The organism is Chloracidobacterium thermophilum B (assembly GCF_000226295.1).
Classification (GTDB): domain Bacteria; phylum Acidobacteriota; class Blastocatellia; order Chloracidobacteriales; family Chloracidobacteriaceae; genus Chloracidobacterium; species Chloracidobacterium thermophilum.
Genome location: NC_016024.1, coordinates 318810 through 339600, shown reverse-complemented (window position 1 = coordinate 339600; position 20791 = coordinate 318810). Strand labels below are relative to the sequence as shown.

22 protein-coding genes are annotated in these 20791 nt (G+C 62.3%); 9 read left to right on the top strand and 13 right to left on the bottom strand.

The window, feature by feature from the left end:
• The first annotated feature begins 37 nt into the window (after positions 1 to 37).
• From CABTHER_RS01385 to ispD, 5 genes are all read left to right on the top strand, one after another.
• Positions 38 to 391: a c-type cytochrome gene (locus CABTHER_RS01385; protein ID WP_014098785.1), complete on the top strand. Its 354-nt coding sequence runs from the start codon at positions 38 to 40 to the stop codon at positions 389 to 391.
• Positions 392 to 396: 5 nt separating this feature from the next.
• Positions 397 to 660 (top strand): exodeoxyribonuclease VII small subunit, encoded by a 264-nt coding sequence (gene xseB, locus CABTHER_RS01380; protein WP_014098784.1) that lies wholly within the window; start codon positions 397 to 399, stop codon positions 658 to 660.
• Entirely contained in the window at positions 644 to 1450 is an 807-nt protein-coding gene (locus CABTHER_RS15240) for an FHA domain-containing protein (RefSeq protein ID WP_187288395.1), read from the top strand. Before xseB ends, CABTHER_RS15240 begins: the two co-directional genes overlap by 17 nt.
• A 159-nt stretch (positions 1451 to 1609) precedes the next feature.
• Positions 1610 to 2956, top strand: coding sequence for a cytochrome P450 (locus tag CABTHER_RS01370; RefSeq protein WP_014098782.1), 1347 nt, complete (start codon positions 1610 to 1612; stop codon positions 2954 to 2956).
• Positions 2953 to 3648 (top strand): 2-C-methyl-D-erythritol 4-phosphate cytidylyltransferase, encoded by a 696-nt coding sequence (gene ispD / locus CABTHER_RS01365; RefSeq protein WP_014098781.1) that lies wholly within the window; start codon positions 2953 to 2955, stop codon positions 3646 to 3648. The genes CABTHER_RS01370 and ispD overlap by 4 nt, the downstream gene beginning before the upstream one ends.
• A 96-nt stretch (positions 3649 to 3744) precedes the next feature.
• Here the strand turns inward: ispD and hisH are convergent, their stop codons facing one another.
• From hisH to proS, 6 genes are all read right to left on the bottom strand, one after another.
• Complete coding sequence (hisH, locus tag CABTHER_RS01360; protein WP_014098780.1) at positions 3745 to 4359, bottom strand: imidazole glycerol phosphate synthase subunit HisH; 615 nt, start codon at positions 4357 to 4359, stop codon at positions 3745 to 3747.
• On the bottom strand, positions 4359 to 5654 hold the full coding sequence (locus CABTHER_RS01355; protein ID WP_014098779.1) for a VWA domain-containing protein: 1296 nt from the start codon (positions 5652 to 5654) through the stop codon (positions 4359 to 4361). The genes hisH and CABTHER_RS01355 overlap by 1 nt, the downstream gene beginning before the upstream one ends.
• Before the next feature lie 86 nt (positions 5655 to 5740).
• Entirely contained in the window at positions 5741 to 6874 is a 1134-nt protein-coding gene (locus CABTHER_RS01350) for a glycosyltransferase family 4 protein (RefSeq protein ID WP_014098778.1), read from the bottom strand.
• Positions 6871 to 7506: a hypothetical protein gene (locus CABTHER_RS01345; RefSeq protein ID WP_014098777.1), complete on the bottom strand. Its 636-nt coding sequence runs from the start codon at positions 7504 to 7506 to the stop codon at positions 6871 to 6873. The genes CABTHER_RS01350 and CABTHER_RS01345 overlap by 4 nt, the downstream gene beginning before the upstream one ends.
• A 33-nt stretch (positions 7507 to 7539) precedes the next feature.
• Positions 7540 to 8715, bottom strand: a complete 1176-nt coding sequence (locus tag CABTHER_RS01340; protein WP_014098776.1) for a M48 family metallopeptidase — start codon at positions 8713 to 8715, stop codon at positions 7540 to 7542.
• Between the two features lie 145 nt (positions 8716 to 8860).
• Complete coding sequence (proS, locus tag CABTHER_RS01335) at positions 8861 to 10300, bottom strand: proline--tRNA ligase (RefSeq protein ID WP_014098774.1); 1440 nt, start codon at positions 10298 to 10300, stop codon at positions 8861 to 8863.
• Between the two features lie 252 nt (positions 10301 to 10552).
• Between proS and CABTHER_RS01330 the strand changes: the two genes are divergently transcribed.
• Together CABTHER_RS01330 and CABTHER_RS01325 are read left to right on the top strand one after the other, a co-directional pair.
• Positions 10553 to 11929 carry a hydroxysqualene dehydroxylase gene (locus CABTHER_RS01330; RefSeq protein ID WP_014098773.1) on the top strand — a complete coding sequence of 459 codons (1377 nt, stop codon included), beginning with the start codon at positions 10553 to 10555 and terminating at the stop codon, positions 11927 to 11929.
• 71 nt (positions 11930 to 12000) lie between these two features.
• Positions 12001 to 13101 (top strand): NAD(P)/FAD-dependent oxidoreductase, encoded by a 1101-nt coding sequence (locus CABTHER_RS01325; protein WP_014098772.1) that lies wholly within the window; start codon positions 12001 to 12003, stop codon positions 13099 to 13101.
• Positions 13102 to 13145: 44 nt separating this feature from the next.
• Here CABTHER_RS01325 and CABTHER_RS01320 read toward each other — a convergent pair whose 3' ends face one another.
• Positions 13146 to 13445: a 4a-hydroxytetrahydrobiopterin dehydratase gene (locus tag CABTHER_RS01320; RefSeq protein ID WP_148263885.1), complete on the bottom strand. Its 300-nt coding sequence runs from the start codon at positions 13443 to 13445 to the stop codon at positions 13146 to 13148.
• Positions 13446 to 13461: 16 nt separating this feature from the next.
• Positions 13462 to 14550: a hybrid sensor histidine kinase/response regulator gene (locus tag CABTHER_RS01315; protein WP_014098770.1), complete on the bottom strand. Its 1089-nt coding sequence runs from the start codon at positions 14548 to 14550 to the stop codon at positions 13462 to 13464.
• Positions 14551 to 14880: 330 nt separating this feature from the next.
• On the opposite strand from CABTHER_RS01315, the gene ribD reads away from it, so the two are divergent.
• Complete coding sequence (gene ribD / locus CABTHER_RS01310; RefSeq protein ID WP_081464628.1) at positions 14881 to 16101, top strand: bifunctional diaminohydroxyphosphoribosylaminopyrimidine deaminase/5-amino-6-(5-phosphoribosylamino)uracil reductase RibD; 1221 nt, start codon at positions 14881 to 14883, stop codon at positions 16099 to 16101.
• Here ribD and CABTHER_RS15235 read toward each other — a convergent pair.
• The 3 genes from CABTHER_RS15235 to CABTHER_RS01295 are packed head-to-tail and all read right to left on the bottom strand — an operon-like array spanning position 16032 to position 19062.
• Entirely contained in the window at positions 16032 to 16607 is a 576-nt protein-coding gene (locus CABTHER_RS15235) for an anthranilate synthase component II (RefSeq protein ID WP_049787441.1), read from the bottom strand. The two genes, ribD and CABTHER_RS15235, sit on opposite strands and share 70 nt — an antisense overlap.
• A gap of 23 nt (positions 16608 to 16630) precedes the next feature.
• On the bottom strand, positions 16631 to 18592 hold the full coding sequence (locus CABTHER_RS01300) for a protein kinase domain-containing protein (protein ID WP_014098768.1): 1962 nt from the start codon (positions 18590 to 18592) through the stop codon (positions 16631 to 16633).
• A 20-nt stretch (positions 18593 to 18612) separates the two neighbouring features.
• Positions 18613 to 19062 carry a hypothetical protein gene (locus tag CABTHER_RS01295; protein WP_014098767.1) on the bottom strand — a complete coding sequence of 150 codons (450 nt, stop codon included), beginning with the start codon at positions 19060 to 19062 and terminating at the stop codon, positions 18613 to 18615.
• Positions 19063 to 19217: 155 nt separating this feature from the next.
• Between CABTHER_RS01295 and CABTHER_RS15230 the strand changes: the two genes are divergently transcribed.
• Entirely contained in the window at positions 19218 to 19796 is a 579-nt protein-coding gene (locus tag CABTHER_RS15230) for a TlpA family protein disulfide reductase (RefSeq protein ID WP_014098766.1), read from the top strand.
• On the opposite strand, the gene CABTHER_RS01285 is transcribed toward CABTHER_RS15230, so the two are convergent.
• On the bottom strand, positions 19793 to 20380 hold the full coding sequence (locus tag CABTHER_RS01285; RefSeq protein ID WP_187288393.1) for an ElyC/SanA/YdcF family protein: 588 nt from the start codon (positions 20378 to 20380) through the stop codon (positions 19793 to 19795). The two genes, CABTHER_RS15230 and CABTHER_RS01285, sit on opposite strands and share 4 nt — an antisense overlap.
• Before the next feature lie 56 nt (positions 20381 to 20436).
• Entirely contained in the window at positions 20437 to 20763 is a 327-nt protein-coding gene (locus CABTHER_RS01280) for an FKBP-type peptidyl-prolyl cis-trans isomerase (RefSeq protein ID WP_014098764.1), read from the bottom strand.
• Positions 20764 to 20791 lie beyond the last annotated feature (28 nt).

Below are 20791 nucleotides of genomic sequence, written 5' to 3'. Positions count from 1 at the left end.
GTGTGTCGGCAGGGGCTTTTTACTCCCCGGAGACATTATGACCACTCTCAAATCACTCCTGCTGGCACTCGCGCTGCTTGGCGCTCTGGCGACCAGCCTGACCGCGGCCGTTGCGCAAAAAGGCAAAGCAACCGGAAACGCCGCCACCGGCAGGCAGTTGTTTGCTGAAACCTGTGCCCCCTGCCACAGTGCAACGAGCAAAACGACCAATATCGGGCCCGGCTTGCAGGGATTGTTCAAAGGCAGGAAAATGCCGGCCACCAATCGCCCGGTTTCGGTTGCCGTCGTCAAAGCCCAGATTCAGAAAGGCGGCGGCGGAATGCCGGCCTTTGGTAGCAAGTACACGGCCCAGCAACTCGATGATCTCATCGCTTACCTGCGCACGCTCTAGGACTGATGCCAACTCCCAAAGCACCCGAATCGCTCACCTACGAGGCGGCTCTGGCCGAACTGGAGCAGATTGTCCAGCAGATGGAGGACGGACAGCTTCCACTGGAAGCGGCGCTCGATCTTTTTGAGCGGGGGATGATGCTGGCGCGTCACTGCCGTGACCGGCTTCTGGCGGCCGAGCAGCGGATTGAAATCATTCTCAAGTCTGCCGATGGGAGCGTCATTACTGCTCCCTTCGCCCCCACAGGCGACGATGCCGACAATGAATGAAGCCGCCGTCCGTTTCCCCGAAACCACATCCGTCACCCTGACGGTTCACCATCTGTGTGGCGGACTGGCTGGGAAGCAGCAGGTCATCCGGCACCTTCCGGTCGTCATCGGACGTTCGCACCGCTGCGAGGTACGCCTGGCCCCCGACGACACGGCAGCTTCCGGCCGCCACGCCCGACTTTCCTTTGATGGCACCGCCATCTGGCTTGAAGACCTGGAAAGCACCAACGGCACGCGCCTCAACGGCAACGACGTTACCCGGGCCAGCCTGACCAGCGGCGATGAAATCGAACTCGGATGTGGCGGCCCACGGTTGCGCATCACCTTCGATTGGCCGGCGGCGCAGTGGATTGGCAATGCGCAGAGCGAGACCTATGTTCTCGGCACCTGTGAATTCCCGCTGCCTTCCCCCTGGCGCTTCCCGGTGTATGGGCTTGGACTGTTGTTGCTCCTGCTCCCGCTGTGGCTTGGCAGCCTGGTGGCCGCCGTACTGCTGATGCCGCTCGGCATCCTGGCCCTGCTGCTGGCGTGGAGCATGGCGCGGATCAACCTCACTATCACCCCATCCCACATTGAATATCAGGGCATCTGGCAGCAGGTGACGCTACCTTGGTCGGAAGTGACGCACCTGCATGCCCGCCTGCGCGCCCAAGGGAGGGCCACCTACACCATCGTCGGAAAGACCCGGCGCATCCACTTCCGGCCGCCAAATGACGCCAGCGGCATCGAGCTGGCGCAACTCATCGTACGCCGGACGGGCAGACAGTGGGAAACACGTGCAACCCGGTAAACAATCCGGCCGGTAAAAACTGAATCCAAACTCAAATTTCCCGATTGCGTCATGGCTTGACCGGACATACAATTTCGCCGCTGCCGGGCATGCGACGGCAAATGCCGTCCAGACGCCTGTGGCTTGACAGAGACTTCATCCGCCGGGAACAACGTTGCCATGATTGCCCAACTCGAAGCGCCACGCGCCGCGCGGACCCTGCCAGGTGCCAACATCTACCGCTTTCGGACGGACGCCCTCCGGTTCTTCCAAGGCCTGTATCGCCGCTATGGTGACATCGTGCAGTTCCGCCTGGGGAGCGAGCGGGTGTTCATGGTGAGCAACCCCGACTACATCCGGGACATTCTTGTTACCAACCACAAAAACTTCATCAAGGGGCGCGGCCTGCAACGGGCGCGCAAGTTTCTGGGCAACGGTCTGCTCACCAGCGAAGGTGAGTTTCACAAACGGCAGCGCCGGCTGTCGCAGCCGGCCTTTCACCGGGAGCGCATTGCGCTCTATGCGCGCATCATGGCCCAGTATGCGGCCGAAATGCGCGATGAATGGCAGCCCGGCGAACAACACGACATGGCCAAGGAAATGATGCGGCTGACGCTGCGGGTGGTCGCCAAAACGCTGTTTGATGCTGAAGTCAAGAATGAATCCGATGAGATTGGAGCGGCACTGACGACCGTCATTGAACTGTTTTCCGCCGTCATGACGCTGCCCTTCTTCGAGCTGATCGAAAAACTCCCGTTGCCCTTCAACCATCGCTTCCGTGCAGCGCAGGCGCGGCTGGATGAAACCGTCTATCGCATCATCAGGGAACGCCGCCGCACCAGCGAAGACCGGGGAGACCTGCTTTCGATGCTGCTCATCGCCCAGGACGAAGAAGGCGACGGCACGGGGATGACCGATGAACAGCTCCGCGATGAAGCGATGACGATCTTCCTTGCCGGCCACGAAACCACGGCCAATGCCCTCACCTGGACGTGGTATCTGCTGTCGCAGCATCCCGAAGTCGAAGCCCGCCTGCACGCTGAAGTGGATGCCGTTTTAGGTGGACGCCTGCCCACGGCCGCCGATTATGGCAAGCTCAAGTACACGGAAATGGTCTTTGCCGAAAGCATGCGGCTGTATCCGCCTGCCTGGGTCTTCGGACGGCGCGCCCTCGAAGCCTTTTCGCTGGGCAACTACCGCCTGCCGGCGCGCGCGCTGATTCTCATGAGTCCGTATGTTGTCCAGCGCCGCTCAGATTTCTACCCGGCACCGGAGCGTTTCATCCCCGAACGCTGGACGCCGGAAGAAAAGGAAAAACGTCCGAAGTTCAGTTACTTTCCTTTCGGTGGCGGCCCGCGCGCCTGTATTGGCGAAGGGTTCGCCTGGATGGAAGGCGTACTCATTCTGGCCACTCTGGCGCAGAAGTGGCGCCTACGCCTGGCCCCTGAAGCGCGCGTCGTGCCGGAGCCGCTCATCACCCTGCGTCCGAAGTACGGCATGCCGATGATCCTTGAAGCCCGGGCATGACGGCTGTTGCCATTGTTCCGGCCGGCGGGCTTGGCGTCCGGTTTGGCGCTGACCGCCCGAAACAGTTTCTCGAACTTGCCGGTCGTCCCATCATCATTCACACGCTGCGCCGGTTGGCGGCCTGCCCGGATGTAAGCCACATCGTCGTGGCGTTGCCGCCGACGGCGCGGCCGGTGTTTGCCGCCCTGCTGGAAACCTTCCCCGTTGAAAAACCCATCACGGCTGTTGCCGGTGGAGCCGAGCGGCAGGAATCAGTACGGCTGGCGCTGGCGGCCGTCCCCGACGGAACCTCAGTGGTCGTAGTCCACGATGCTGTACGGCCCTTTGCCACGACAGAACTCATCACCGCCACAATAGCTGCTGCCCGGGCCGACCGCGCGGCTGTGGTCGGGCACCCGGCCACGGACACCATCAAGCTGGTACAGGACGGGTTGGCCTACGAAACCCCTCCCCGTTCAACCCTCTATGCGGTGCAGACGCCGCAGGCCTTTGAGACCGGACTGCTCCGGGACGCCCACGCGCGCGCCGCAGCCGAACAGGTGACAGCAACCGATGACGCCATGCTGGTTGAACGGTTGGGCGTGCCGGTACGGATCGTGCCCGGACCGCGCTGGAACCTGAAAATCACCCACCCGGATGACCTGCCGCTGGCTGATTTTCTCTGGCAACGCCTTGCACGCGAATCAACGTAGCCACGCCAACTTCTCCAGCCCTTTTGTCCTGCTTTCCACTTCGCCGGTGCGCACAAGACAGGCCGCAAGGCAGGCGTGGCAGGCCACGCGGTGCGACTACAGGCTGGCGAAGTTGTGGAGCAGGCGTAAGCCAACCTGGTGGCTCTTTTCAGGATGAAACTGCACGCCCATGATGTTGTCATACGCGACAACGCTGGCGTAGCGCAGACCGTAGTCAGTAGCACCCAGAACCTGCCCGGAAACCCGTGGCGCGGCGTAGTACGAATGCACGAAGTAGAAAAAGGCACCGTCGGGAATGTCTTTCCACAGGGGATGCGCCTGAGTCTGGATGACCTGATTCCATCCGACGTGGGGCACGGGCCGGACTTCGGCTGGAAAGCGCAGCACCTCGCCTTCAAGCAATCCCAATCCGGCGTGGCGGCCAAACTCATGCCCGGTCTCAAAGAGCATCTGGAAGCCCACACAGACGCCAAGCAGTGGGACACCCGACCGGGACACCGACCGGACGACCGGTTCGAGTCCCCACGACCGGAGTTCATCCATGGCCGCGCCGAAAGCCCCCACACCGGGCAGCACCAGGTGCGTTGCCTGGTAAACCACTTCCGGGTCAGACGAAATCCGGGCCGCAATGCCCAGGTGGGCAAAGGCGCGCTCCAGGTTGCGCAGGTTGCCGACGCCGTAATCGAGAATGACGAGCCGGGGGTTACGCATCAGTCACGGGCATTGGTGGGAACAGGCGTCCGGTTGCGCTGGGCCATCTGCTCGGTGACGACATAGCCAGGACGCGCTCGCACTCTGGCTTCAGGGAGATTGACGCGCACCCGTACCCGGCGATACCCCGGCTGGTCGAGTCCGCGTGTCGGGTAGTAGCCCAGGACATAGACGTGACGTAATTCCTCGGCAATGCTTCGGAAAATCGTCCGCGCCGCACCAACATCGGTGAACAGATTGTGCGTCCCACCGGAAATTGTGGCGATGTCCCGCAGGAAGGTCTCCTCAATCCCCATCACCGACGGTTCCTGCCGGCTGCTGCCGCCTCCCTGTGGTGGATCGTCCAGCGGGAAGAACGGGCCGCGACGTGGACGGCGCCCCGGCAGAGGAAATGGGAATGGGAACGGAAACTGAATCGAAGGCTGGACCAGATTTGGGTCCGCCGCGGGATACTGCACCGTATAGACCAGCACATCGGATTCAGCCACACGGTCGAGAACATCCCGCGGCTTGTAGTGCCGGCTCGTCGTATCCTCACCATCAGTCAGCAGAATCATGGCCTTGCGGCCTTCGATGGGCGCCAGATAGCCCTCCAGAATTTGCTGGGCCGCGTCATAGAGCCGGGTACCGCCTTCAATCCTGGCACTCGCCACGGCCTGCCGGAGCGTCATCTGGTTGCTGGTGAAGGGACAGAGCTGCCGAATCTTGTCCGAGAAGGTGAAGACGCTGACCTTGTCATCCGGGCGGATGTAGTCAATGAAGGCATTGGCCGCACTGCACATGTCGTTAATGCTCAGGTAGGCGCTGCGGCTGACATCGAGCACCAGGGCGACGTGAAAAGGCACCTGTTCGGACGCAAAAAAGGTGATTTCCTGGGGTACGTTGTCTTCCAGCAGGGAGAATTGGTTTTTCCGCAGAAACGGCAGGTAGCGGTTGTAGTCGTCACTGACGATAACCGGAATCGTGACCAGCGTTGCCTGAATGGTGATGATGTCGTCGTCAACGTCAGCAGCCGGCGGCCGCGCGGACGGGGACGGCACGGACGGGCGTGGGGCATCCTCACCGCGCCGCCCCAGGCTGGGGCGCGGGCGGGAAGTCGGAGGCGCGGTGTCTTCTCCTTCGGGAGCTGGTGAAGGCTCTGCCGGTGGGCGCGGAGAGACAACCCGTGGACGTGTAACCTGTCGGCCCGACTGGGCCAACGCAGCCGGGAAGGGCCCGGTCACCATCCCCAGCAGGGCAAGCAGTGCCAATCCGCGCCGGATGACCTGGTTTCTGACGTATCCCTTGGCTCTCATGGGCGTGTTCCTGACCTGAACCTGGACAACTGACACCTCAGACGAGCGAAATGCTCATCCCGTTGCAGAAACCGCGATTTGTTGAATCAGAATTTTGTGGCCCGGGCCAGATAGAGCTGTTCCAGCGCCACCACAGCGTGGCTGAGCGTGTAGCGCCCGACGGCCTGCTGCCCTGCCCTGACCAACTGCTGACACAGCACTGTATCACAGGCCAGCCGACACAGGGCAGCCGCCCATCCCTTCACATCCCGCACGTCCACCCGCAAGCCATTTTCTTCGTGGACGACCAACTCCGCCAACCCACCCACGTCGGAGACGACCACCGGCACACCGGCGGCCCAGGCTTCAAGGACGCCCAGCGAAAACGCCTCATTCCGGGAGGGAATGGCCACGACATCGCAGGCGAAAAGCAGGGCCGGCACATCTTCGACAAAGCCCGGAAAGCTCACCTGAGCCGTCAAACCGGCCGTCCGGGCCTGCTGCTGCAAGCGGGCAAGATAAGCAGCATCGGCGTTTCCGGCCAGCACCAGATGAAGCTGTGGTATCCGGCGACGGGCCAGTTCCAGGGCAAAGAGCAACGTCGCCTGTCCCTTGTCCGGCTCCAGCCGATTGAGACAGCCGACAATAAACCCGTCCCGGGGCAGGCCGAACCGCTGGCGGCAGCCTGCCCGGTCAAAGACTGTCGGGCGGCGAAAACGATGGGCTTCCACCCAGTTCGGGATGACCACGAACCGCCGGTCATCCCATCCGAGCGATGCCTTGAGCTGGTCACGCACATAGCCCGATACGGCAATGAACCGTTCCGCCACACTCAACCACCAGGCATACAGCCGATGCCCGTTCAACGGCGCATAGTGGTGACGGGTCAGAAACAGGGCCGGGCGGTGGTTTCCCCACTGGCGTTGCCAGTGGACGACACCGGCGGCTACCGGATAGTCGCGCGCATAGTGGGCATGCAGAATGTCTATGCGATGTGCGCGCACCAGGCGCACCAGCGACCACATCGCCCCCGGATCAAGCGCATGACGCACACGGAGCGGATGCAGCACAACGGATGGCTGCGCGCCGGCGGCTTCGCGCAACCTTCGGGCCAGAGCCCCGTCGGCCGGGGTGGCCACGTGCAGCCGATGTCCACGGGCAGCCAGGGCGAGGACGAGTTCCAGCACGTGCCGCTCCCCGCCGCCAAAGCCGTCACCCGAACTCACGTGCAGGATGTTCATCCGCGCCGCTTGACCATGTACGGATTCACCCGTGGGTCGAAGCGGAACTGATCGTGTCCGCCGACGAACACGATGCACCCCACCAGCAAGGCGACCAGATGATGGAAGTGAACGGCCTCCCAGCGCATGACGGGATGCACCTGGATGGTCAGCAGACGGCGTGACAGCGAAGCGTGGTGCGTGTTGAGTTGCGCCCGCTCGAACTGCACTTCGAGCAGATCGTGCTTGTAGAACTCCCGGCGTACGTGGAGCGCAAAATCCCCCGGTTGGCGTTTGTCGCGGCGCAGCCGTACGAAAAACCGGCCGGCCGGCAACTCGATGGTCATCCGGGCGCGATGTGGGTTGCGCCGGCGGTTGATCCGCAACCGGGACAACCCCTGGGTGTCATCCCGAACGGTGAGTTCATAGCCCATGCGCGCGACACTCACATCGAGCGTCAGGCCGTCGGCCTGCGCCACGTACCGTCCGGCGCGCCGGCGCTGCCACACCAGATGCGCCAGAACCTGATCAGCCTGCCGCAGGGCAAACAACGGACGCCGGATGCCTGTCCGTTCGACAATGATCGTGCCGGTTTTCCATTCGTGAAAGTCCGGCCGGGGTTCGTGCGGAGTGGAAGCCGAAAGTGCCTTCATGCGTTGCGTGCCGGCTCAAACCGGCTGAATCGGTCAGGATAGGGTGGCGAGCGCGGCGGGCTTCATCAGTTTTTTGTAGCCATCTTCGCTCTCTGTCCACTTGAGAATTTCTGACACCCGCCAGATGGGGAAGGGATGCGTGCGCCCACTGGCAATCTGCCACGTCCAGAAACGGTCAACGAAGTTGCTCTCATTGCGCTGGTCGAAGGCGCGGGCCTGGGCAATGAATTCCTCGTGATTGAGCCGCGAGGTCAGCGTCCCCCCGGCCAGCTTCATCATGAGTTTGGTCAGTACGTGCGGCTCCTGAACGACGAGCTGGGCGGCGCGGTCGCAGCTCAACTCAGCCTTCTGATACCAGGTCAGCAGGGCACTGCGCACGGGCCAGGTCAGCAGATCAGAAACTCCCGGCGGCAGCGGCGCGCGGGACAGCGCATAGCTGCCAAGTTGAAACAGCAGTTCGGCAGCGACCTTGTAGAGCAGGTGGTGACAGTGGATGTGTCCCAGTTCGTGGGCAATGACGGCCAGCACCTCGATGTCATCGAGCCGTTCGATGAGCGGCGTAAACAACACGATGAAGGGACGCTCGACGCCGCTCGTGAAGGCATTGAAGCCCAGCCCGCCGCCACCCAGGGGATTCGTCACACTGAGATACAGCTCCGGCAACTCCCGGATGCCAAGGGTCTGGCAGGCGACTTCCAGTTTGGCATGCAGGTCAGGACACTGTTTTTCCGAAACCTTGACGCCGTTGGCCGTAAACATCACCCGCAGGTAGGTTTCGCCCGTGATTTCGAGCGCCTTTTTGAGCAGCGGATCAATGCCCGGAATGAGCTGCAGGGTCTCCAGCGCCTGGGAGTCGAGCGGGTGGATATACTCGCGCGGTGACAGTCCCGGAAACTTGCGATGTGTCTGCTCATCCAGCGGCAGCCGGCAGCGGCCGCAGCGGACGCCGGCCCGTGGCGTCCAGTCGGCGCGGACGCGATTGCGCTGCCCACAGTAACGGCACCGCACTTCCCGGTTCCGGTCAGGCGTCCCATTTACAGCCTCAACAGTGGCAGGTGTCGCCGTGGCCGCAGCAGCCTCCCCGGACGCCGCCGTGGGGTTTCGGCCCGGCGCAGTTTCCCCGGAGGCTTCCCCGGATACCCGGTCCGTATCCGGCGCAGAATCTGCTTCCGATTCGGGTTGGGGCGAAAGAGGCTCATCAGACGGCATGGCAGGTGTCCTTGAACACGAATGATTACGGAAAACCGATGGGGAGTTTCAGCTTGCTTGATTTTGCCCGGTCGGGCAACCCAAGCCAGCCGGCCGGGCAGCAGCGCCCGGACGGACTGAAGCTGATCCACGGTTCAAACCGCCCCTAGTAAGCTCGTGCAAAGATAGCCTGGGTGCGGGTCGGCCGCCCGGTCATAAAGCACGTTCCCACCTGGTCAGGCTGGTCGAGCGGAATGCACCGGAGCGTCGCTCTGGTTTCTTCCTTGATCTGACGTTCGAGTGCGGCATCGCCATCCCACCACACCCGTGCGAAACCTGTCTCGATGGCTTCCTTGAAAGCATTGTAGTCGGACACGTCATGGAGGCGGGCATCCCGAAAGGCCCTGGCCTTGGCGAGCATGGCGAGTTGGATGTCCTCCAGCATGGAGGCAATGGTGACAATGGCACCTTCACGGCCCACTACCGACTTGCCCTCCTTGCCTGGACGATCCCGCCGCGCCAGCACGACGACGCCCTTTTCCACATCCTTCGGCCCGATCTCGATGCGCAGGGGAACGCCGCGCATTTCCCAGTCATTGAACTTGAAGCCGGGTGTCAACCCTTCCCGCGTATCGAGTTTGACCCGAATGCCCACCTTGACCATTTCCTGATACAGGCCCGTGGCGGATTCCATCACCAGCGCACGTTCGTCCTCGTTTTTGTGAATCGGAACAACGACCACCTGAATCGGCGCCAGGCGGGGCGGCAGAACCAGGCCCTGGTCGTCGCCGTGCACCATGATGATCGCGCCCACGATCCGCGTGGACATCCCCCACGACGTTGTCCAGCAGTATTTCCGTTCACCGTCGCGGTCAAGAAACTGGATGTCAAACGCCCTGGCAAAATTCTGCCCCAGGTTGTGGGAAGTACCGGCCTGGAGCGCCTTGCCGTCGCCCATCATGGCTTCAATCGAGTAGGTACGGTCGGCGCCGGCAAAACGCTCCGACTCGGACTTGATACCGGGAATGACCGGCAGCGCCGCCTCGTTGACGGCAAAATCGGTATAGACATCGAGCATCTGGCGGGTTTCGGCTTCGGCTTCCTCGAAGGTGGCGTGCGCCGTGTGCCCTTCCTGCCAGAAAAATTCCAGCGTGCGCAGAAAGAGTTTCGTCCGCAGTTCCCACCGGACGACGCTGCACCACTGGTTGATAAGCACCGGCAGGTCGCGGTAGGACTGAATCCACCTGGCATAGGCGTGCCCGATGACCGTCTCCGACGTTGGGCGCACCACAAGCGGTTCTTCGAGTTCTTTGTTACCGCCAATCGTGACCACGGCCAGTTCGGGCGAGAACCCTTCGACGTGCGAGGCTTCGCGTTCCAGAAAGCTCTTTGGAATGAGCAGGGGAAAAGCAGCGTTGAGGTGGCCCGTGGCCTTGAAGCGGCGGTCGAGCGCCGCCTGAATGTTTTCCCACAGCGCCCAGCCGTAGGGCCGGACGATCATGCAACCGCGCACCGGGGCGTAATCCGCAAGCTCGGCGCGGAGGACCAACTGGTTGTACCACTCATTGAAGTCCTCGGCGCGCGTCGGCAGTTTTTGTTCAGACATGGAAAGAAGTTGGAGCGTTGCAACAGAGAGTTTGTAGGCAGGGGAATCCTGGCACCGGGTATGTGTTTACCTTGCCCGCGCCGACAGGTCAACGGGCGCAACTCGAAGCGTTCAGAAGCTCGCATTCGCGGCCGGCGAAAATCACTAGCTTAGCGGGCTGCATTGCGCGTATCGTTGAGCGCAGTCCTGGCAGGGCAGGGCCATGCCCCCTGGCGTGCCAGACAGGACTGCTGTCACTGGATTGTTTGCCTTATGAAAGTCATTGTCATTGGCGCTGGCCTGGCAGGACTGGCGTGTGCCGTTGAATTGGCCGATAACGGCTACGAAGTGGAAGTGCTGGAGAAGCGTCCGGTGCTGGGTGGACGGGTCTCCTCCTGGCTGGACAAAGACGGCGACTGGGTTGAAACGGCCCCGCATGTCATCCGGGGCAGCTACAAATCCCTCATCGCCCTTATGGAGCGGGTGGGCATTGCCGACCGCATCAAGTGGAAGAAGCAGCAACTGGTGTATGCCAGCAAGGGCGGAAAAATCTCCAACATCTCTTTTTCGCCCTCGGCCGGACCCGTCGAAATTCTGCGTTCGATGATTGGCAGCGACCTGCTCGGCTTCGGCGACAAACTCAAGCTGCTGACGGGTCTGCTACCGGCCTTTACTGGCGACAAGAACTTCATCGAAAACCAGGATGTCAAAAACTTCAGCGACTGGGCAGCCAACCTGGGCGTCAACCGGGAAGCCATCGGACGGTTTTTCGATCCGCTGTCACGGACGGTCAGTTTCCTGCGTCCCGATGAAGTTTCGGCGCGGGTCATCATTTTCCAGATGGCCTCAATTGCCCAGGGGTTCAACGCCACGCGCATCGGCTTTCTCGATGGCGACCCCTGCCAGCGGCTCTTTCAACCTATCCAGGCCTATCTCGAAAAACGTGGAGCCCGCATTCGTACGAATACCCGGCTGGCGCGGATTGACTTCTCAAACGACGCTCCCCGTGCGCTGGGGCTGGAACTGACCAACGGTGAATACCTCACGGCTGATGTCTATGTCTCGGCCATGGAACTGCACGCGCTGCGGGAGGTCCTGCCGGGTCAGGCCTGGAGTTATCCCTTCTTTTCGCGGCTCTGGCAGGTTGAAGAAATCCCGGTCATCACCGTCCAGCTTCGCTTTGACCGCCAGGTGATTGCCCTCGACAACGCCGTATTCGCCATCGGAACGGTGATGTCGCTCGTCGTCAACCTGTCGGTCACGAGTCCAGGCTATGCCGATGATGTGTGTCTGATTGAAATGATCGTCGCCCCGGCCAAGGACCTCTTCCACCTCGACGATGGTGAAATCGTCCGCCTGTGCCTCGACGACCTCACCGAACTCTTCCCGGAAGTCGCCCAGGCGAATCTCGTCAAAAGCACCGTGGTGCGGATTCCCCAGGCGCTGTATCGTTGTGAACCGGGCGCGGAAAGCCGCCGCCCGTCCCAGAAAACGCCCATTGAGAATTTCTTTCTCTGCGGCGACTTTACCCACCACGGGTACACACCGAGTATGGAAGGGGCCACGCTGTCCGGTTTTCGTGCCGCGCAGATGATCATGGATGCTTACGGGCGCAATCTCCAGTGGCACGGCGGCACGCCGCCGAGCTAGGCGTCAAACCAGGGACTGGCTTCCTGAACAAACGGACGCGCGACACTGCGCGTCCGGTCTTCTGAATCGTCATGGACGTCACCATCATTGGCGCGGGCCTGGCTGGACTTACAGCGGCTTACACTCTGACGCGGCATGGCTTCAACTGTGAAGTTTTGGAGAAAAGCCGCGCGCTGGGTGGACGCATGGCCACCCGTCGCCACGAGGACACCTCTTTCGACCACGGAGCACAGTACTTCACGGTCAAGACGACTGCCTTTGCCGATTTTCTGCACGAAGTCGGCGTCACTGAAGCCATGGCACCTCTGGCGGCCCCGGTCGTGAGTTACCCCTTTCACGACCTGGCCGCGGCTCTGGCGGACGCCAGTCAGCCCGAAGTCAGTGCCATTCCCGGTTTTCCACACCGCTATGTGTTTCGCTCCGGGATGACCACTCTGGCCAAGGCCATTGTGGCGCGGATAGGCGAGTCGCGGGTCGTCCGGGAATGCTTTGTCGAAGCCATCGCCTGGGACGCGACGCTGCGCCGCTGGAGCATTCACACCCGTGGAGACAACACGACCCTGGGTGGCATCCGCTCGGCCGACTGGGTCATCCTGGCGCTTCCAGCACCACAGGCCGCCCAGCTTCTGGCGCGCAGCCAGCCTCTTCCAGCCCCTTTCACCACCTTGCAAACAGCCCTTGAAGCGGTGACGTATCACCCTTGTGTCACCGTAGTCTGGGGTGCGCCACCCAGTACGGCCTACCCCGGCGTGGGCGCGCTGCGAGCCACATCCAGGGAGGCTCCCATTGGCTGGCTGGCCTGGCTCGACCGGCTGGCGCCGTACCGGGTGCCTGACGGAAACAGTATTGTCATCGCCCAGTTTGGCCCGGACGCAAGCCACAGCCTGCTTGACCAGCCGGAAGGAATGGTCATCCAGGTTCTGGCAAGCGCACTGAGTGAGTACTTCCAGATTGACCTGCCGACGCTCCGGTGGGTGAACATCAAACAGTGGCGCTATGCCAACCCGGCGGTATGCCTGCCCAACCCGGATGTGGCAACGGCCGTCGCGGACTTCAACCTTGATCTCTGTGGCGACTATCTGATTGGCGGGCGGGTCGAGGCGGCGTTTCTCAGTGGTCTGGCTGCGGCTGAACGCCTGATACACAGCGTGCGCCAGCCCTCACCTGGGTAAGCGGCAGCCACTACACTACTCGTGGGCCCTGGGCTATTCGCGCCCTAGCTGGCAACGGCATCAATTTTGTGGGCCAGGTTCACATCCAGCAGGGTCAGCCCGCCCGCGTCGTGCGTCCAGAGCGTCAGCGTGACCTGGTTCCAGTTGTGCAGCAGGATATCCGGGTGGTGATTGGCTTCTTCAGCCAGTTTTCCGACCCGGTTGACGAAATCCAAGGCATCCGCAAAGTTGCGAAAGGTCAGTGTCCGCACCAGACGACCGGACTGACACTGCCAGGCCGGCAAATCACCGAGCTGTTTTTCCAACTCGGCAGCCTCAAGCACCATTGGACGTGTCCTGGACATGCGCTGTTCCCCTTGTTCAGATTGACAGTTCTGAAAGCACCTGGATCAACTGCTCGCGCCGGAATGGCTTGGGAATGAAGCCATCAAAGCCGTGGAGCGCAATCCGTTCCCGTTCGGCCGCGCCCGTGTAGGCCGTCAGCGCCACGATTTTCGATCTGGCCAACTCCGGCTCGGCACGCAGTATGTTGAATGTGGCAAAGCCATCCATGCCCGGCATGCCAATATCGAGCAGCACGACATCCGGCTTCGTGGCCCGGGCCGTTTCGAGGCCGCGCACCCCGCTCGTCGCCAGGTAGGGGCAATATCCGGCAGCGCTGACAACGGCCCCCAGCAGCTTCAGCAGGTTTTCATCATCATCTATGACAAGTACCTTTTTGGCCTTCGTGGCCGGTGCTGAGCCTTTATCCACGCCGCCAACTGGACTGGTCAACGTCGTTGGGGTCGGCACAGTGGTCAGGCCCGGAGCAGGCAGTTGAATCAGGATGCTCATCCCGGCATCACGTGGCTCGATGGCCAGCGCTCCTCCTTCACGTGCGATGAGAAGCCGTGCCAGTTTCAGTCCCCCCATCTTGGTGTTTGCATCCGGCGTCTGGGCACTTTCCACCCTCAACTGACCAGCCGCATTGAAGTGCACTCTCACCACGGCCGCTTCCGGCAACACCTGAAGGGCATACCGCAGGACCAGCCACAGGGCCTGCCGCACGGCCGGGGAGACCGTCACAGCGGGAGCCTGCTCTTCCGCCTCAATCACGAGTGATTGCTGTCGCGGCTGGGCCACCAACTCCAGGCCATGGCCGATACGGTGCAGTGTCTCCAGCAAGTCCGTAGAGGCCGGTGCCAGCCCCTCGGCTTCCCCAAACCGGGCCAGTTCACTGTAGTCATCGAGAAGTTGCAGCATTTTTCCCGCCGCCGACCGGATATGCCGGATGCCTTCCTGTTGTTGCTGCGCATCGGTGATTCCCTCGGCGAACCACTCCGTCCAGCCCAAAATTGCCGCAAGTGGGGCACGCAACTCGTGGGACAAGCTCTGAAGGAGAGTGAACGGAGAGAGCGTCACCAGCAAGTCCGTCAGAGGCTCGTTGGACGGCGGCAGTGACTGCGACATACGTAATCCTTCCCAGTGTTCTCTGTGCAACTGCGCCTTTCTCCGGGAGCAAGGCAGAGACCCAACGAAAGCAAGAAAGGAAAACGAACCGAATGATTCACCTCAGAATGTACTTGGGTGCCAGCTTTGCCGTCAGGAGACCGGACGATGCCGTTTCTGGCACGCACTATACCACACTTTGTGTCTGGAGATGGTTCGGCGACAGTGAATGCCGACCCCCGGCCGACCGATACCACCACAGCACAAGCTGTAGTGTCGTGCATCCCCTGTCCGCTTTGTGCTTCCATAAGACCCATGACGTGGCTCAACGCCGGACGTGACAGAACCGGTATGACACAGCATGAAGCCCTGATGCGTGAAACTTTACGCCTTGCCGAGCAGGGACGGGGGCGGGTCAGCCCCCGCCCGCTGGTTGGCTCCCTCGTCGTCCGCGACGGGGTCATTGTGGGACGCGGTTTTTATCATGAACCGGAACCCACCCACGCCGAGGTCTGGGCGCTGCGTGAAGCCGGCTCTTTGGCTCAGGGTGCAACCTTGTATGTCAATCTCGAACCCTGCTCTCACTACGGACGCACCCCACCCTGCACCGAAGCCATCATTGCGGCCGGGATCAAGCGCGTCGTAGCCAGCATCCGTGACCCCAACCCACAGGTCAACGGACGCGGCTTTGCCCGGCTGTGCGCAGCCGGCATCGAAGTGCTGACGGACGTGCTTCCCGTGGAAGGCACCCGGCTCAATGAAGTCTTCCTCATCAATCAGCTCGAACAGCGCCCGTTCGTACATCTCAAACTGGCCACGAGTCTCGATGGCCGCATCGCCACCCACACCGGCGCTTCCCAGTGGATTACAGGTGCCGCAGCACGCGCGGCCGGGCAGGCGCTACGGCATGGCTACGATGCCATTGCGGTCGGCACGGGTACGGTTCTGGCCGACAACCCGCAGCTTACGGACCGTACCGGACAGTACCGCCACCGCCCGCTCGTCCGGGTCGTGTTTGATTCAGCGCGGGTACGCCTTCCCGTGACGGCGCATGTCGTCCAGACGGCCCAGGTATGTCCAACCTGGCTGGTCACTGTTGCTTCCCCACAGCGGCTGGAAGACCTGTCCCGGCTCGAACAGCACGGCGTCCGTGTTTTTTACGTGGAAGCCGATGAGCATGGCCGTCCACACCTGCCGGCGGCGCTGAATCGGCTTTTCGCCGAGGGTATTGCCAGCCTGCTTGTCGAAGGTGGCAGCACGCTGGCCGGAGCCTTTGTGGATGCCCGCCTGGTTGACAAAGTCACCTGCTTTCTTGCGCCGCGCATCATTGGCGGCGGCGGACTGAATGCCATCGGAGGGCAGGGTGCGACCACGCTCGAAGAAACCCTGAACCTGACGGATGGCACCATCGAGCCGGTCGGCACAGACTTTGCCCTCACCGGCTATGCCAGCCGGACGATGGCGCACCTGCTGGCTGCGGCGCGGGCCGCCGCTGACCGGCATCACGAGCGGACGCCAAACACATTGGCAAACCACTGGAGTCCATCCGGCGTACCGCTTGACTCCGGGTGAAACAAAACCCCTTCACAGGGGTGCGTTCGGTGACGGAAGCCAAGCAGCGTGCCGGTTGGCGTCGCGGCTGTCATCTCCAGCGCCTCCGGCAGGTTCTCTGACCCCAGACGCGGAAGACGGGGCACCCAGGCGCGAAAGCGGTATTTGAGATTGCCAAACGCCAGACAACCATCGTGGCAGACCTCGACCAGTCCCGGACTCACCGGGCGCTCCGGTGGCACCGAAAGCCCCAGCGCCACTCCCAGGGACAACCCCCCCTGGCCAATTCCAAGCAAGGGTGTGCGCCCCAGCCGTGCGGCCACGAGCATGTCTATGACTGGTTGGGATACCGCCGGAGCCTGGCCGGTGACGAGGACGATATGCGTCGGCGCCAGTTCATTTAGCCAGGTGGCATCCGTCAGCGACAGCGGACATACCACCGGATTCCACCCCAGAGCCGCAATGGCGTGGGCGACGGTGAAGGCAACCGAACTTTCATCATCCAGAATGATGATGGTGGGCGTCATGGGGCTGTGGCGCGTTGAAACCGCTACTGACCTGGGCCAATCCCGGCATCGGAAGCGGTCGCCGGCGGCAGCGCCGCGCCTTTGCACCGCCGGACGACCGACTTCAGGTTTTCGTCCTGACTGCGCGCCAGCACCTGGTCAAACAGTTCGTTGGCTGCGGCCGTCCGCCCGTCCAGCCGCAGCATAAAGCCGCGAAACGCCAGCGACGACAGATCGGTGGCATCGTGGGCAATGGCCTGCCGGAAATCATCTTCGGCCAGCGTGTACTCGCGTTGCTCCCAGTGCAGGCGCCCACGGTAGTTCCAGGCGAAGTTCTTGCAGGCTTCGTCATCACACAGACGCGCCGCCTGGGCGAGGTGGTCGAGTGCCGCGTCGAACTTCCGCTGATGATACAGAGCAATGCCAAGGTTGAGATGCGCTTTCCCGAATCCGGGAGAGGCGTCGAGCGCCGTGCGGAAATGACGTTCGGCCGTGGCATAGTCTTTCTGGGCAAGTGCCTGCACCCCACTGGCAAAGGCTTCCTTGGCTGCATTGGACGGCGCACCACTACCAGACGCCTCAACAGGAGACGGCTTGGGCGGCTCCTGGGCTGACCCATTCCGTCGGGGCGGCGTGTCGTCCCGCGTCTGTTGCCCATTATCGCGGGGCCACAGAAAGAAATAGGCCCCCAGCACCCCACCCCCCAGAAGAAGCACCCCGACAAAGGCCACTACCGCCAGAATCATGCCGACCCCACCGCCTGATTTGGCTGCTGGCGCCGCAGAAGGAAAACCGGCCTGCGCCGGCGGATACCCCGGCGGAGGGTAGGCGTGCGGAGCGGCCGGGTACGGCGGCGGTGGTACCTGCCCGGCGGCCGCATCCGGTTGCCTGACTGATCCCCCAACCGGCGGCGGACCGGCTGCCACGGTTGGCAACGGAGCCGCGCGTTCCGTAGCCCCCCACTTGGGAGACGGCGTGGCAGCCGGCGGAGCAGCACTTGGGGTCGTTTGATAGGCTTCCTCACCCGGAAAGGGAGAGGTGCCCGGCGCGAAAGGTGATGTACTCCCGGCGGCCGGCTGCGCCTGCGTTGCTCCAGGGGCAGCCACACCGGGCGCAGCACATCCGGCTTCCAGCTCGCCGATGAAATCCCGCACGGTGGGTGTCCGGCGGTCACGGTGGCGCTGCAGGGCGCGCATCAGGGCCGCCTCGACACCGGGAGGAATCGCCACGCGGGGGTTGACCTTCCACACCGGCAGCGGGTCTTCCGTCAGCCGCTTGACCATGACGGACTGCATGTTGTCGCCGGCAAAGGGCAACTGCCCCGTCAACATCTGGTAAATGATGATGGCCAGGCTGTAGATGTCTGACCGGGGATCGAGCCGCTCGCCGGCCAACTGCTCCGGCGACATGTAGAGTGGCGTCCCTACCACAAATCCGGCCTGAGTCAAATCCTGCCCGCGCTGCGGGGCGTCGCCGGCCATTTTGGCAATCCCAAAGTCGAGTATTTTCACCCAATCGCCATCGTCGCGGCAGGACAGCATGATGTTGTCCGGCTTGAGGTCGCGGTGCACGATATTCATGCGGTGGGCAGCATCCAGGGCGGCACAGGCCTGCCGGGCAATCGCCAGGGTTCGCGCCAGTGGCAGCGGCCCCTCCCGCCGCAGCACGGACGACAACGTTTCGCCTTCGACAAACTCCATGGCGAGGTAATGCAGGCCGTTGTCGTCCCCATAGTCGTAAATCGTCACGGCGTGGGGATGATTCAAAGCGCTCGACATCTGCGCCTCGCGGTTGAAGCGGGCCAGGGCGTCGGGGTCGGCAGCAAAGGAAGCACTGAGAATTTTGATGGCGCACAGGCGATTGACCTTGAGCTGCTCCGCCTTGTACACCGCCCCCATCCCGCCTTCGCCGAGCTTGCTGATGACCCGGAAACGCCCGGCAATCGTTCGTCCAATCAACGGATCACTGGGCGGCGGCGGGGGTATCATGGCAATGGTTTCACTCATGGCAGTGTACTTTCTAAGGTTCAGCCCAATGGCTTGCGGGTTCGCCCTGGCTCTCCTCCGCCCGCTTTGCCCTTTTGGAACAGTTCGTGGGGCAGGCTGGCATCCCGCGCCATAAACGCCTGGAAACGTGCGGCTTCGGCGTCCCGGTCGTGAAATTCCAGCAGTGACTGGCGCACCACGGCACGGATGTCGTAGATCATCGTGCCCACGAGCAGACACAGCAGCAATCCGCAGATGAGAAAGTAGCCCACCAGTTGGGAAGGCTGAAACAGCGTACGGAACTCAAGCCCAAACCCCACCAGCGCCGTGACGACAACCAGCAAACCGGCGCTCAGCAACCGGCGGCCCAGCCGCGCCCGCATTGCGTCGGACACCTTGCCATCCAGCCGCGCCTGGCCGTAGCGCCGCAACTCCAGCCACACCAAGGGCAGGAGCACGATGACGACCAGAATAAGCGGAACGAACCCCATGGCATTTTCACCAGTGCGTGGTGCTGGCAATGAGCGGCGCTGAGCGTAGGTTGACGCTACCTAAAGGTCTGACCGGTAGCAAGCAAGTTGTCTTGAAGGTGACATTCACGCATGATGACTGCCTGGGATTTCACCATGCTGGAGCATCTATGACAATGTCCACGCCCACCCCACGTTATGGTCTCACCCTGGTGTTGGTTCTTGGCACCACGCTGGGGCTGGCCTGTCAGTCCACGCCGACGGATTCACCGTCTCCATCTTCATCGGGTGCGCCGTCCAAAACGGCTTCTTCTTCGCCGGCACCGGAAACCGCGCGGGCTGCGCCCAACTTTAGCGTCGAAACCTTCAACGCCGGCAAATTCGACTTGAGCGCCCACCGTGGAAAGGTCGTGGTCGTCAACTTCTGGGCCACCTGGTGCCCGCCCTGCGTTGCCGAAATGCCCGGCTTCGATGCCACCTACCGTCGTCTCAAAGGCGACGGCCTTGAAATCATCGGCCTTTCGGTCGATCAGGAAGGGCCGAAGGTCGTCAAGGAATTTCTTGCCAAGCGCCAAATCAGCTACCCCATCGGCATGGCGGACAGCACCACGGCGGCCCGCTTCGGAATTGGCAACTCCATTCCCTACACCGTCTTTATTGACCGGCGTGGCAACATCCGGGACACCGTTACCGGCGGCATCAACGAAGGCATTTTTGAGCGCAAGGTCAAAAAACTTCTCCAGGAGCCGGCCTAATGAGGGAGCAGGGACTGCCAGTGCGCCGGCGGCTGACGCCCGAATGGATTGCGGGCGTGGCGTTTGGCGGACAGCCGCCCCTGCCGACCGTGGGGGTCGGCCAGGAAATCGCGGAGTGCCTGTGATTCGCCAGCCTGGGCCGCAGCCAAGTCCGGCGGATTGTTGACGCCTATGTAGTGAAACCGCTCTGCGGGCCAGCCCAAGGCGGCGGCATGCCACTGAAACCGCTGCTGCTTGAACGCCCAGCCAACCACGAAGACTTCGGCCGGCCACGCACCCAAGGCATCGTAGAAGCGCCACAGACCAAAGCGCAGGTTCTCATAGGAATCACGGGCAAAGGTCTCGGTCAGCGTCCGCGCGGCAACTTCCCGGCAGTGCCACCAACCTTGGGCTTCGGCCACTTGCCGGTAGCTTTCGGCTTCGCTTCGGGTCGGATGCTCCCGGTGGGTATATCCGCCGGAGAACACCAGCCACCGGTGGCCATCTTCCGCTGCCCACCGGATGCCCTCCCGGATGTGCTCCAGGTAGCAACCACCTTCCCCGCGCTGGTATGGCTGAAGCGCCCAAGCGTCATCCGCCGTCAAGTCCGGGGCATCAGGTCTCAGACAAATGGCATGGCCGGGGACAATGACCAACGCCCTCACGGTTTGACCGACAACAGCTCGACCTCAAAGCACAGGGTGGCGTTGGGTGGAATCGGCCCAATCCCTCGGCTACCATAGGCCAGTTCTGGCGGAATGGTCAGTTGCCGCCTGCCGCCAACGCGCATGCCGGCAACCCCCAAATCCCAGCCGCGAATGACCTGCCCTAACCCAAGCACGAACTCGAAGGGCTGCCGCCGGTCGTGGGAGCTGTCGAATTTTGTTCCATCGAGCAGCCAGCCGGTGTAGTGAACAGTGACGACATGGCCATTTTCGGCTACCGCGCCGGCGCCGGTTTGCAGGTCTGTAATTGCAAGGTTTGTCACGTTATGGTCATCCTTTGGCACGATGCTG